We start from the raw sequence: 13,225 nt of genomic DNA, 5'->3' as shown, positions 1-13,225 counted from the left end.
CGGGCATATACGAAATAAAATTTATTTCTGTCCCACTCCCATTTTAAAATTCAAACAGATAATGCTAATTATATTGAATATAAATTCCTTTGTGTATCAAAATTCTAGGTCTCTATAAATAGAACACGCATTTTATTCTTTATCTATTTAACTACTTGCTGATTAGTTTTTAGTGTTGTCTGGATTAAAGTTTGATTTAAATTCACTAAACGGCCAGAATCTAAAGGAAACTTTACCTACGATTTGGTCTTTATCAATTAAGCCAAATGAACGACTATCTTTACTTACTTCTCTATTATCACCAAGCACTAAATATTTACCTTTAGGTATGACATTAGACTCAGGATTAGCATTTGCTAAATTTTTAACTTGGAATGTTCCAGTAATATAATCGCCTTGTTTATGTCTAGTATTATAGCCTAAGTATGGCTCATCTTGTTTCTTACCATTGATATAAAGTTTATCATTTTTATATTCAACGCTATCTCCTGGCACACCAATGACACGTTTAACATAATCATCATTTTGGTTGGCATGGAAGACAATGACATTACCTTTTTCCAAACCGCCAGTCTTAAATCCAATAATATTAACAGCAACACGTTCACCGTCTTTTAAAGTTGGATCCATCGATTCACCTTTAATCGTATAAGGTGTAACTATAAACTTCCCAATTATACCTACAATTAATAATGCGACACCAATTGCTACAATCCATTCAATTACTTCTTTTTTCAACGTTTGACACCTCTTTTTATAGTTAGAACTCTATCGACCATTTATCAAATGGATAATAGCGTAAACTTATATTACCTATTATATCTTGTTTATTAATTAATCCAAATTGTCTTGAATCCTGAGTATTTTGATCCTGGTCATTGATGACTATATATTGATTAGGTGGAATAATATCGCCATCAAGTCCTTTTAAATCTCTTAAACTAAAATCTTTAATATTTCTATTTATTGCATATTGTGCACTCACTGGTCTATCATCTCGATATATTTGACCATGTCGAATAGCCATCGATTCGCCAGGTTTAGCAATAATTCTACTCGTATAAACTTTTCCACCATGTCTATATTGGACAACATCGCCATTTGACAATTTATTAAATGTTACTTTAATTTTGTTAACTATGACTCTATCACCTTTATTCAATGTAGTGCTCATACTATCGTTATGCATAACAGCACCAACAATGATAAAGGATTGAATGAACAGTACAATGATAATGGCAACAATCAAGGAAATCAAATATTTAACTACCTTTTTCACTTTGTCACTCCTTGCGGGACCCCATAAAATGTTGTTCAATTTTCCTGCCAATAAACCAAAAAATAACCAAACCAACAAGCATTAAAATACCTCGTAATGGATGGCTTAATATAGTAGCGACCTCTTTACCCAGTAATCCTAAAATAATTGTCGAAATTAATTTAGATATCACTAATACAATGAAATAATATTTTGCTTTGATGTGTGATAAACTAGCAACAAAATTTATCACTGTATTTGGGGTAAACGGAAAACAAAGTAGTATAAACAATGGTATTAAACCTTGTCTATCTATAAAACTTATCAATCTTTGTACAGATGTTCTTTGTTTTATACGTTGCATTCTAGTTGTATTAACTAATTTTTTACATATTAAATATACGGTAAAAGTTCCTGAAATAAGCCCTAGCCAACTTATCAAAATACCGACAATTGTCCCATACGTATGTATATTAATTAAGATATACAACGCTAAAGGAAAAACTGGAACGATGGCTCGTAAATACAACAAGACAAAACCAGGTATATAACCAAATTGTCGTAATACTTCAAACCATTCTTCAATTTGATGAAACGACAAATCATCAATCCCTTTCTTGGTTGAAGATAACTACATTTCATTATAAAGTTAAAATTCTGTTATGGAAATACAATATTTAATAAATCCGTCTCAAGTTGTATCAATGATTCAACTTTATTTAGCTATCCAAATCGCCATATTATCTAAATCAACTTTAATTATTTCAATTTCTTTGTTGGTTTCATATAATGCTTTTCTATTTTTTTACCAACAATCCATAACACAACAATACCAATAATCATTGTCAAACTTTTCTTTGGATCTGTCAAAATTGTTGTCACATCTGTTCCCATATATCCTAAAATTACAGTAAATATTAATGTAGACGTGGATAACACAATAAAATAATGTTTACTATTAATATTAGAAAAACTTGCAACGATATTAATTAATGATGTAGGTGAAAAAGGAATACATAATAATACAAATAATGGTACTAATCCTTGATTATCAATGATATTTATAATTTTTTTAGTAGCTTTCTTTCTTTTAATTTCTATCATCACTTTAGAATTAACTAGCGTTTTACAAATTAAATAAACTGTAAATGAACCTGCAACTAAAGCTAGCCAACTTATTATAACACCGACGAAATCACCATATTCATGCATGACAACAATAATATATAACACTAAGGGGAATACTGGAATAACAGCTCTAAAAAATAATAAAAGAAAGCCTCCAAAATAGCCTAAATGTTTAAGAACTTCAAACCATTGTTCTAAATGCTGTAATGTCATATTTAATCCCCCTTTCACATTTCGAAATGTCTCTTTATTATATATTTTTTATATGTGAAAATAAACACAAAAATTTTGTTTTGTAAATTGCAATTTTTTATATTCAGCACAATTTGCCATAACATAATGATTGCAATACAGTTGTTAATGATATATCACTTAATATTACAGCATAATGTATTGATATATAAACATATAAAAAGCCCGCATCTTTAAACATATTTGCTTAAAGACACGGACGATTATTTTAATTTTATATTAACGAAACTCTTCTTAAAATAGCATTAATAAAAATTATAGACGTTCTTCTAATTCTTTTTTCATATCTTCAAATCCAGGTTTACCTAATAATGCAAACATGTTTTGTTTATATGCTTCTACACCTGGTTGGTTAAATGGATTCACACCCAATTGATAGCCGCTCATTGCACAAGCTAGTTCGAAGAAATATACTAAATAGCCAAATGTTTCTTCATCTAATTGCGGAATATTAACAACCATATTTGGAACGCCACCATCAGTATGCGCTAATAAAGTACCTTCAAAAGCTTTAGTATTCACTTCATCAATGGTTTTACCAGCAAGGTAATTTAAGCCATCTAAATCATCTTGATCTTGTTCAATTGTAATATCATACTTCGGATGATTTACTTTAACAACTGTTTCAAATAAGAAACGACGACCTTCTTGTACATATTGTCCTAAAGAATGTAAATCAGTTGTGTAATTAGCACTTGATGGATAAACACCTTTATAATCTTTACCTTCTGATTCACCAAATAATTGTTTCCACCATTCATTAAAGTATTGCATTGAAGGTTCATAGTTAATTAACATTTCAGTAGTATATCCTTTAGCATAAAGAATATTACGAATGGTTGCATATTGATATGCAATATTATCTTCTAATTTATCTGATGACAATTCTTTGCGAGCTTTTGCAGCACCTAACATCATAGCTTCAATGTTAATTCCTGCTGTTGCAATTGGTAATAAACCTACAGCTGTTAATACTGAGTATCTACCCCCAACATCGTCAGGAACAACAAATGTTTCGTAACCTTCATTAGTAGCTAGTTCTTTTAATGCACCTTTAGCTTTATCAGTAGTAGCAAAAATACGTTTCTTCGCTTCTTCTTTACCATATTTATCTTCTACTAATTGCTTGAATAGTCTAAATGCAACTGCAGGTTCAGTTGTTGTACCAGATTTAGAAATAACATTTACTGAGAAATCTTTATCTGCTAAATAATCAATTAATTCTTTAGTATAAGTTGAAGATAAATGATTACCTACAAATACAATTTCAGGATATTCATCACTGTTTCTAAATGATGACGTTAACATTTCGATAGCAGCACGAGCTCCAAGATAAGATCCACCGATACCAATAACAACTAAGACATCTGAATTTTCTTTAATTCGTTTTGAAGCTTCAACAATTCGAGAAAATTCTTTTTTATCGTAATCAACTGGTAAATCAACCCATCCTAAAAAGTCACTACCTGCGCCAGTACCTTTATGAATTGTGTTATGAATTGTCTTAACAATATCTTGTTGTTGCTGTAATTCATGTTCACCGAAAAATTCTAATGTCTTACTAAAGTCCAATTGAATATGAGTCATTAAAAAGCCTCCTGTTAATTTATTACTTTAATTCTACTAAGTTTGTGTTATCTATTCAATTCACATGATTGTAGATTAGCAACAAAATTGATATTTATGTGACAAAAATTGATTTTTTCACTTTAAAACACCTCAAAAACCATTAATAATAATTTTCTTTATACAAATTACATAATTTTCTCATTTTAACAAATCCTTTAATATCAGTATTTATAGATAATTTTACATTGTTCTCATATTTATATTATGAATAAATATGTATAAAAATGGTTTTATTTTCATAAAAAGTCTGTTATGATGTGTTCATACTAAATATTCTGATAATTATTAAGAGGTGAATTTTATGAAAGAGAAAATTGTTTTAGCATATTCAGGAGGACTAGACACAAGTGTTGCAGTTCAGTGGTTAATAGATAAAGGCTATGATGTGGTGGCATGTTGTTTAGATGTTGGAGAAGGTAAAGATTTAGACATCGTTTATCAAAAAGCATTAGATATGGGTGCTGTTGAATGCCATATTATCGATGCTACGAAAGAATTCAGCGAAGATTATGTCAGTTACGCAATTAAAGGAAACTTGATGTATGAAAATGCATATCCCTTAGTGTCCGCTTTATCAAGACCACTTATTGCTAAAAAGTTAGTAGAAATTGCTGAGAAAACAAACTCTGTTGGTATTGCTCATGGTTGTACTGGTAAAGGTAATGACCAAGTACGTTTCGAAGTTGCTATCAAAGCATTAAATCCAAATCTTAAAGCTTTTGCACCTGTTCGTGAATGGGCATGGAGCCGTGAAGAAGAAATCGATTATGCCATTAAACATAATATTCCAGTATCAATTAATCACGATTCACCTTATTCTATAGATCAAAATTTATGGGGTAGAGCAAATGAGTGTGGTATTTTAGAAGATCCATATGCTGAACCACCAGAAGATGCTTTTGATTTAACAAATGCCTTAGAAGAAACACCTGATGTAGCCGATGAAATTATTATGACATTTGATAAAGGTATTCCTGTTCAAATTGATGGCAAAGATTATGACTTAGATGATTTAATATTGACTTTAAATACTTTAGCTGGAAAACATGGTATTGGAAGAATTGACCATGTTGAAAATAGATTAGTAGGTATCAAATCAAGAGAAATTTATGAAACACCTGCTGCTGAAGTAATTTTAACCGCTCATAAAGCATTAGAAACAATTACTTTAACGAAAGATGTTGCACATTTTAAACCAGTAATTGAAAAACAATTTGCCGAACAATTATATAATGGTTTATGGTTCTCACCTTTAACTGACAGTTTAAAATTATTTATCGATAGTACACAGCAATATGTAACTGGTGATGTTAGAGTAAAACTATTTAAAGGTAATACAATAGTTAATGGTAGAAAATCACCATACACACTTTATGATGAAAAATTAGCAACGTATACAAAAGAAGATGCCTTCAATCAAGATGCTGCTGTTGGATTTATTGATATTTATGGTTTACCTACTCAAGTCAATGCAATTTTACATGGAGGATATAGTAATGAGCAATAAAGCTTGGGGAGGCAGATTTCAAGCACAACCTGAGGAATGGGTAGATGACTTTAATGCATCTATCCATTTTGATCAAACTTTAATTGATCAAGATATTGAAGGCAGTATCGCTCATGCTACCATGCTCGCAAATCAACATATTATCAGTGAAGTTGATAAAGATGCTATTATCACTGGTCTAAAATCAATACAACAAGATTATCATCATGGACATATTCAGTTCAGTACCTCACTTGAAGATATTCATTTAAATATCGAACATGAATTGATTAAACGTGTTGGAGATGCAGGAGGTAAATTGCATACTGGTCGAAGTAGAAATGATCAAGTTGCAACTGATATGCATCTTTATACTAAAGAACAGGTAAATGACATCATTGCTTTAATACAATCTTTACAACAATCTATCTATACGATTGCTGCCAAACATATTAATACGATTATGCCTGGTTATACGCATTTACAACGTGCACAACCTGTATCATTTGCTCATCACATCATGACTTATTTTTGGATGTTACAACGTGATCGTCAGCGTTTCAATGATAGTTTAAAACGTATTGATATTAACCCATTAGGTGCCGCAGCATTAAGTGGTACAACCTACCCTATTGATAGGCACGAAACTACAAAGTTATTAGATTTTGCTGCTGTCTACGAAAATAGTATGGATGCTGTTAGTGATAGAGATTATATAGTAGAAACATTGCATAATATTTCTTTGACAATGGTTCACCTATCTAGATTTGCTGAAGAAATTATTTTTTGGTCAACGGATGAAGCAAAGTTTATTACACTATCAGATGCATTTTCTACTGGCTCATCTATCATGCCACAAAAGAAAAATCCAGATATGGCAGAACTTATTCGTGGTAAAGTTGGTAGAACTACGGGTCATTTAATGAGTATGTTAATGACTTTAAAAGGATTACCACTGGCATATAATAAAGATATGCAAGAAGATAAAGAAGGATTATTTGATGCTATTCATACGATTAAAGGATCATTACGTATATTTGAAGGTATGATTGATACAATGACGGTTAATACAGAGCGGTTAAATCAAACTGTCAAACAAGATTTTTCAAATGCGACAGAACTTGCTGATTATTTAGTAGGTAAAGACATTCCATTTAGAACTGCTCACGAAATTGTAGGTAAAATCGTCTTAGATTGTATCCAACACGGACACTATTTATTAGATGTTTCTTTAGATGACTACCAAAAGCATCATCCTAGTATTGAAAACGATGTATATGATTACTTACAACCTGAAAATTGTTTAAAACGTAGACAAAGTTACGGTTCAACTGGACAAGATGCTGTACGTCATCAATTAAACGTAGCCAAAACATTATTACACCAATAATTGTTTTAATAATAACAACAAAGGCTATCTTATTTGATTACAATCAAATAAGATAGCCTTTTACTGTTTGTTATCTCAACTGTTCAAATATTAAGCCCAACCACGGTATCTTGCCGCTTCAGCAGTACGTTTAATACCAATGATATATGCCGCTAAACGCATATCAATTTTTCTATTTTGAGCTAATTCGTAGATCGTATCAAAAGCAGTCACTAATTTTTCGCGTAATTTTTCATTTACTTCTTCTTCAGTCCAATAATAGCCTTGATTATTTTGAACCCATTCGAAGTATGAAACTGTTACTCCACCTGCACTAGCTAATACATCTGGTACAAGTAAAATGTCTCTTTCAGTTAAAATACGTGTTGCTTCTGGAGTAGTCGGACCGTTAGCCGCTTCTACTACGATACTAGCTTTAATATCATGTGCATTATCTTCAGTGATTTGGTTAGAAATTGCTGCTGGAACTAAGATATCACAGTCTAATTCAAATAACTCTTTATTTGAAATTGTTTCTTCAAATAAATTTGTAACAGTTCCAAAGCTATCACGACGATCTAATAGATAATCAATATCTAAACCATTTGGATCGTGTAATGCACCATAAGCATCTGATATACCAACAATTTTAGCACCTAAATCATATAAAAACTTAGCTAAGAAGCTACCGGCATTACCAAAGCCTTGAATAACAACTTTAGCACCTTCAATATTCATACCACGGCGTTTCGCTGCTTGTTCAATTGCAATAACAACACCTAATGCAGTAGATCTATCACGGCCATGAGAACCACCTAACACAATCGGTTTACCTGTAATAAAACCAGGTGAATTAAATTTATCAAGTGCACTATATTCATCCATCATCCAGGCCATGATTTGTGAATTAGTAAACACATCAGGCGCTGGAATATCTTTATTTGGTCCAACGAATTGAGAGATTGCTCTTACATACCCTCTAGATAAACGCTCAACTTCATGTATACTCATTTGACGTGGATCACAAACTATTCCACCTTTACCACCGCCATATGGTAAATTCACAATGCCACATTTTAAAGTCATCCACATTGATAATGCTTTAACTTCTTCTTCATCAACATCAGGATGGAATCGTACCCCACCTTTAGTAGGTCCAACAGCATCATTATGTTGTGCACGATATCCTGTAAATGTTTTAACAGTACCATCATCCATACGTACTGGTATACGTACTTGTAACATTCTTAATGGTTCTTTAATTAAATCATACATACCTTCATCGAATCCCAATTTATGCAATGCTTCTTTAATAATCTCTTGAGTAGAAGTTACTAAATTATTGTTCTCAGTCATGATCCTTTTCGCCTCTTCTTTTACTAATGATTTCGCTTTCAAACATATTGTAACATAACGTTTTTCTTTTTAAAGTCTTTACAAATTGATTGTTACTACTTTTTGATCTTACTGAAATACATGTCTTATTTTTTCTAATGCCAAGTCTAATTCTTCTTTAGTGATGACTAGTGGTGGAGCAAATCGAATGACCGTATCATGTGTCTCTTTACATAATAGCCCTTCTTCTTTTAATGCTTCACAGTATGGACTAGCACTTTCATTAAGTTCGACACCAATAAACAATCCACGTCCACGTACTTCTTTAATTGATGGATGTTTAATTTGTTGTAATTGTTCTTTGAAATAATTACCTAACTCTAATGAACGTCCTGGTAAATCTTCATCCACAATAATGTCTAATGCAGCAATTGAAGCTGCACAAGCTAATGGATTACCACCAAATGTTGATCCATGTGAACCTGGTGTAAAGACATCTAATATTTCTTTGTCAGCTAAGACAACTGAAATTGGGAATACACCTCCACCTAATGCTTTACCTAAAATGTAAATATCTGGTTTGACATTATCCCAATCTGTTGCGAATAATTTACCTGAACGACCTAAACCTGCTTGAATTTCATCAGCAATAAACAAAACATTATGTTCATCACATAATTCTCTAATTGCTTTTAAGTAGCCTTCAGGTGGAATGTTAATACCTGCTTCACCTTGAATAGGTTCTACAAGTATAGCTGCTGTATTATCATTAATCGCTTCTTTTAATGCCTCTATATTACCAAAATCAACTTTTCTAAAACCATCTAATAATGGACCATAGCCACGTTGATACTCTGCTTCTGATGATAATGACACAGGTGCCATTGTACGACCATGGAAGTTACCATTTAACGCAATGATTTCAGCTTTATTTGGTTCAATCCCTTTAACATCATATGCCCAACGACGTGCAGCTTTTAGTGCTGTTTCTACAGCTTCTGCGCCAGTATTCATTGGTAATGCTTTTTCTTTGCCAGATAATTTACAAATTTTTTCGTACCATTCTCCTAAATTATCGCTGTGAAATGCACGTGAAACTAATGTAACTTTATCTGCTTGATCTTTTAATGCTTGAATAATTTTCGGATGTCTATGACCTTGGTTAACTGCTGAATACGCAGAAAGCATATCCATATACTTATTGCCTTCAGGATCTTTAACCCATACCCCTTCAGCTTCCGAAATGACAATTGGTAATGGTAAGTAGTTGTGCGCTCCATAATGATTTGTTAACTCAATAATTTCTTCTGATCTAGTCATCTTATCTCCCCTTTACTTCATTTATAACTATTATACATGAAATATTATTCAATTTATTATTAGTTTTCAAAGCAGATGTTATGTCACTCAATAAAATATTTATTATTGGTAGCTAGATAAATTTGTCTATTTTGAAAACCCTTACATTTATAATGACATACTCTTTGTCTCTTTTACAAGTAAAATATTTGATAATTTTACACTAAAACAAATTGATTATTTCTTTATATTTTTTTCTTTTAAAAAACTAAAAAACCACTAAATTTTTATAGCTACAAAATTCAGTGGTATCAAGGGTTTTATATTATTTATCTTTTCGCGGTACAGGGTAAAAACCTTTATTAAATTGTTCCCATAGTTTTGGTGTTAAATGATGGAGATCTTCTCTTTGTGGATCAAAATAATTCACAATATCTTGTTCACGACCTTGTTTAATCTTGTCAATGAATTGCGGATCTAATAATATTTCTCTACCAAGTGCTACCAAGTCGACACCAACATTTTCAATTGCATCTAAGGCATCATCTGCTGTAAATACTGATCCTATTCCAATAATTGGTTTGCGACCATTCGCAAAACGCTTGATTAAAGGTAAACGTTCTTGCCCTTCGTATTGACCTTCTCGTGTTTTAGCATGTGTATCCATCATAGAGACATGAATATAATCAATTGCGGTATGGCAAAGTTTATTAACCAATTGTTCTGTAGTATCCATTGTAATGCCTGGAGATTCAGCTTCTTCCGGAGATAATCTATATCCTACAATAAAATCATTGTTGGCATAATTTTCTTTAGCTTTTAGTACTTCATCAACTACCGCTAATGCAAATTTATAATTATCTGCCCATACATCATTTCGACGATTATAATACGGAGACACAAATTGATGTATTAAGTAATGATTTGCACCATGGATTTCTACACCATCGAATCCTGCTTCAGCTACACGTCGAGTTGCTTCTCCAAAATCTTTAATTGTTTGTTCTATTTCTGTAGCTGTTATTTCTCTAGCATGATGCTCATGTTGTTGTCCAAAACTTTTTAATGAAATAGCACTTGGTGCGACGGCATCACCATCAGGTGTTAAATTTGTAAGTGCCTGAGCTCCACCATGATGTATTTGAACAAGTGCTTTAGCTCCATTTTTCTTCATTGCAGCTGCTAATCTTTTTAAACCTGGTATATCAGAATCATGTGCAACTGATGGTTGTCCTGGAAATGCTTGACCAATATCACTAACATTACTTGCTGCGTTAATAGCAATCGCCACATCTTTAGAACGTTTTTCAATATAAGGCAATTCCTCTTCTGAAATCGTACCATCATCATTAGATGATATATGTGTTAAGGGCGCTAAAACAAAACGATTTCTAAGTTGAACACCATTGGGAAGTGTTAACGACTCAAATAAAGGTTCATATTTACTATTCATTGATCATACGCCTCCTAAAATTAATGTAATGACTATAACATCAAGCTTGTTATAACTCCAATAATCTGTTTGATACTATTTATAAACGATAAGTCTGAGAAAAAATTTATAAATAATTGATATTGAATCAATTATTTCTTTCCCACTCCCTGATAATTCATGAGTTATGATCATCCGACAATTACTTTTGCTGGCATTGTAAGGTAAATAAAGAACTGTTCCATCAAGCTATCAATATATTAAAGTCCATGTCATCTTTTTGCAGCGATTAGCGTATATGATTTTATACTTTTTATTCAAATCAAAAAAACAGTACTACCCAATTATTGTGGATAGTACTGTTATGTTGTGGCACGTATCTATCAATTCAGTCATTTTTAATTGCTTTTTTTGACTGCTTAATCCAGACCGGTAAACGTTCTTCAAGTGTTTGAAACCCATATTTTTCTGTTGCTTTTATTTCATCCAATACTGATTGTTTTTCTTTTTTACGTTCATAATTCTTAAAGTAATCATTATCTTTTAAAGATAAATTTAGTTTCCCTTCATCATCAATAGACAAAATTTTAGCTTTAACTATTTGACCCTCTGATAAAAATTTTTTCAAATTATGCACGTAATCATCCATAATCTCAGAAATATGGATTAGTCCTTCAGTATGGTTAGGGGTTTCTACAAACGCACCATAAGGTTGAATACCAGTCACACGTACCTTGATATGTTGGCCAATTTTGTAGTTATTCAACTTAATAACCCCTTATTTCGATTTACTTAACATTATTATCATAGCATAAATAGAAATTCGGGACTATTTAAAACATTAAAATATTACAATTTTCTGTAAAATACTTACGTAAGCAAGGTGGTATTAATTTGGTTCTTTAAATTTTATACAACAAAACACAAGATAATTACGATAAGTGTAATCACCTTGTGTTAATAATATTTACATATAAAAAAATTATAACTTATTCTTCTACGTCAATTGATTCAATAACAACATCATGTACAGGCTTATCTTGTGGACCGACTTTAGTATTAGCAATATCTTCTAAAGTTGATTCACCTTCAATTAATTGCCCAAATACTGTATGTTTTTGATCTAACCATGGTGTTCCACCATTCTTGCCATATGCTTCAACAATCGGTTGTGGCCATCCGCCATCTGCTAATTGACTTAGCATATTTTGAGGTACTTCTTTCATTTGCACAATGAAAAATTGTGAACCATTAGTATTTGGACCAGCATTTGCCATTGATAAAGCACCATATAAGTTAAACGCTTCTAAAGAAAATTCATCTTCAAATGAGCCACCGTAGATACTTTCTCCACCCATACCTGTAGCAGTTGGGTCTCCACTTTGTACCATGAAATCATTAATAACACGATGGAAAGTAATTCCATCATAGTAACCATTTTTAGCATGTGTTACGAAATTTTCTACTGTTTTTGGTGCGATTTTTGGAAACAATTTAAAAGTCATGTCACCTTTATTAGTATGCATTACTACTTTAACTTCATCTTGTTGAACTTCTTTATTTAACTGAGGATAGTTAGCCATTTTTATTCTCCATTCATGTTATGATACATATATATTAACATATTTTTAAGGGAGGAAAATAGCATGAAGCTATATAGATTTTCACATAAAACGGGTGTGTACGGCGTAGCAATCGTTGAAGATAAAGATGATGAAGTACTTGTACAAGTTGAACAAGTGATTAAACACCCTAAACAAGGAGATCTTCATAGTCCAAATGATACTGAAGGTGTCTTTTTTCATGAACGTAAAGCATTGAGTCATTTTGAAAAGCGCTATGCAAAACGTTCACAATTAAGAGACTTTAATGTTGAAGAGATGCGTTACGAAGATTCACTACAACAAGCTATTACTAAATTAGAGAATGAACTTATAGAGAGTGGAACTACCCACGCTGAAATGTCATTAGCAAGTTTGGCACGTTTAAAAGAAGATTATTCAATCCAATATAAAGAAAATTTTAATTAAAAATGAC

Annotated in this window: 13 protein-coding genes; 3 read left to right on the top strand and 10 right to left on the bottom strand. The window is 31.8% G+C overall.

Translation table 11 applies throughout. The features are described from left to right. Positions 1-162: 162 nt before the first annotated feature. The 5 genes from lepB (J3R86_RS03960) to J3R86_RS03940 all read right to left on the bottom strand — a co-directional run bounded on the left by lepB (J3R86_RS03960) (position 163) and on the right by J3R86_RS03940 (position 4,225). Positions 163-738, bottom strand: a complete 576-nt coding sequence (gene lepB, locus J3R86_RS03960; RefSeq protein ID WP_207518142.1) for a signal peptidase I — start codon at positions 736-738, stop codon at positions 163-165. Positions 739-760: 22 nt separating this feature from the next. Then, positions 761-1,279, bottom strand: coding sequence for a signal peptidase I (gene lepB, locus J3R86_RS03955; protein ID WP_207518141.1), 519 nt, complete (start codon positions 1,277-1,279; stop codon positions 761-763). 4 nt (positions 1,280-1,283) lie between these two features. Further along, entirely contained in the window at positions 1,284-1,859 is a 576-nt protein-coding gene (locus J3R86_RS03950; protein ID WP_207518140.1) for a TVP38/TMEM64 family protein, read from the bottom strand. 158 nt (positions 1,860-2,017) lie between these two features. Further along, positions 2,018-2,599, bottom strand: a complete 582-nt coding sequence (locus tag J3R86_RS03945) for a TVP38/TMEM64 family protein (RefSeq protein WP_207518139.1) — start codon at positions 2,597-2,599, stop codon at positions 2,018-2,020. 294 nt (positions 2,600-2,893) lie between these two features. After that, positions 2,894-4,225, bottom strand: coding sequence for a glucose-6-phosphate isomerase (locus J3R86_RS03940; RefSeq protein ID WP_207518138.1), 1,332 nt, complete (start codon positions 4,223-4,225; stop codon positions 2,894-2,896). A gap of 343 nt (positions 4,226-4,568) precedes the next feature. Here J3R86_RS03940 and J3R86_RS03935 point away from each other — a divergent pair, with 343 nt between their 5' ends. Beyond that, on the top strand, positions 4,569-5,774 hold the full coding sequence (locus tag J3R86_RS03935) for an argininosuccinate synthase (RefSeq protein ID WP_207518137.1): 1,206 nt from the start codon (positions 4,569-4,571) through the stop codon (positions 5,772-5,774). Further along, positions 5,764-7,143: an argininosuccinate lyase gene (gene argH / locus J3R86_RS03930; RefSeq protein ID WP_207518136.1), complete on the top strand. Its 1,380-nt coding sequence runs from the start codon at positions 5,764-5,766 to the stop codon at positions 7,141-7,143. The genes J3R86_RS03935 and argH overlap by 11 nt, the downstream gene beginning before the upstream one ends. 90 nt (positions 7,144-7,233) lie before the next feature. On the opposite strand, the gene J3R86_RS03925 is transcribed toward argH, so the two are convergent. From J3R86_RS03925 to J3R86_RS03905, 5 genes are all read right to left on the bottom strand, one after another. Next, positions 7,234-8,478: a Glu/Leu/Phe/Val family dehydrogenase gene (locus J3R86_RS03925; protein ID WP_207518135.1), complete on the bottom strand. Its 1,245-nt coding sequence runs from the start codon at positions 8,476-8,478 to the stop codon at positions 7,234-7,236. Between the two features lie 108 nt (positions 8,479-8,586). Next, entirely contained in the window at positions 8,587-9,777 is a 1,191-nt protein-coding gene (locus tag J3R86_RS03920) for an ornithine--oxo-acid transaminase (protein WP_207518134.1), read from the bottom strand. 304 nt (positions 9,778-10,081) lie between these two features. Continuing rightward, entirely contained in the window at positions 10,082-11,209 is a 1,128-nt protein-coding gene (locus J3R86_RS03915) for an NADH-dependent flavin oxidoreductase (RefSeq protein ID WP_207518133.1), read from the bottom strand. A 367-nt stretch (positions 11,210-11,576) separates the two neighbouring features. Continuing rightward, positions 11,577-11,954, bottom strand: coding sequence for a S1 domain-containing post-transcriptional regulator Ygs (ygs, locus tag J3R86_RS03910; RefSeq protein ID WP_207518132.1), 378 nt, complete (start codon positions 11,952-11,954; stop codon positions 11,577-11,579). A 223-nt stretch (positions 11,955-12,177) separates the two neighbouring features. Next, positions 12,178-12,771: a peptidylprolyl isomerase gene (locus J3R86_RS03905; RefSeq protein ID WP_207518131.1), complete on the bottom strand. Its 594-nt coding sequence runs from the start codon at positions 12,769-12,771 to the stop codon at positions 12,178-12,180. Positions 12,772-12,834: 63 nt separating this feature from the next. Between J3R86_RS03905 and kapB the strand changes: the two genes are divergently transcribed. After that, on the top strand, positions 12,835-13,218 hold the full coding sequence (gene kapB / locus J3R86_RS03900) for a sporulation phosphorelay system protein KapB (protein ID WP_207518130.1): 384 nt from the start codon (positions 12,835-12,837) through the stop codon (positions 13,216-13,218). Positions 13,219-13,225 lie beyond the last annotated feature (7 nt).

It is taken from the genome of Staphylococcus simiae (assembly GCF_017357005.1).
Classification (GTDB): domain Bacteria; phylum Bacillota; class Bacilli; order Staphylococcales; family Staphylococcaceae; genus Staphylococcus; species Staphylococcus simiae_A.
The sequence above is the reverse complement of the archived record's forward strand: the minus strand, read 5'-3'. Positions and strand labels throughout refer to the sequence as shown.

Excerpts from the sequence above, each read along its gene's own strand:
- kapB (WP_207518130.1), top strand. The coding sequence starts at position 12,835 with ATGAAGCTATATAGATTTTCACATAAAACGGGTGTGTACGGCGTAGCA.
- argH (WP_207518136.1), top strand. The coding sequence starts at position 5,764 with ATGAGCAATAAAGCTTGGGGAGGCAGATTTCAAGCACAACCTGAGGAA.
- J3R86_RS03915 (WP_207518133.1), bottom strand. The coding sequence starts at position 11,209 with ATGAATAGTAAATATGAACCTTTATTTGAGTCGTTAACACTTCCCAAT.
- J3R86_RS03905 (WP_207518131.1), bottom strand. The coding sequence starts at position 12,771 with ATGGCTAACTATCCTCAGTTAAATAAAGAAGTTCAACAAGATGAAGTT.
- J3R86_RS03920 (WP_207518134.1), bottom strand. The coding sequence starts at position 9,777 with ATGACTAGATCAGAAGAAATTATTGAGTTAACAAATCATTATGGAGCG.
- J3R86_RS03945 (WP_207518139.1), bottom strand. The coding sequence starts at position 2,599 with ATGACATTACAGCATTTAGAACAATGGTTTGAAGTTCTTAAACATTTA.
- J3R86_RS03925 (WP_207518135.1), bottom strand. The coding sequence starts at position 8,478 with ATGACTGAGAACAATAATTTAGTAACTTCTACTCAAGAGATTATTAAA.
- J3R86_RS03935 (WP_207518137.1), top strand. The coding sequence starts at position 4,569 with ATGAAAGAGAAAATTGTTTTAGCATATTCAGGAGGACTAGACACAAGT.
- J3R86_RS03940 (WP_207518138.1), bottom strand. The coding sequence starts at position 4,225 with ATGACTCATATTCAATTGGACTTTAGTAAGACATTAGAATTTTTCGGT.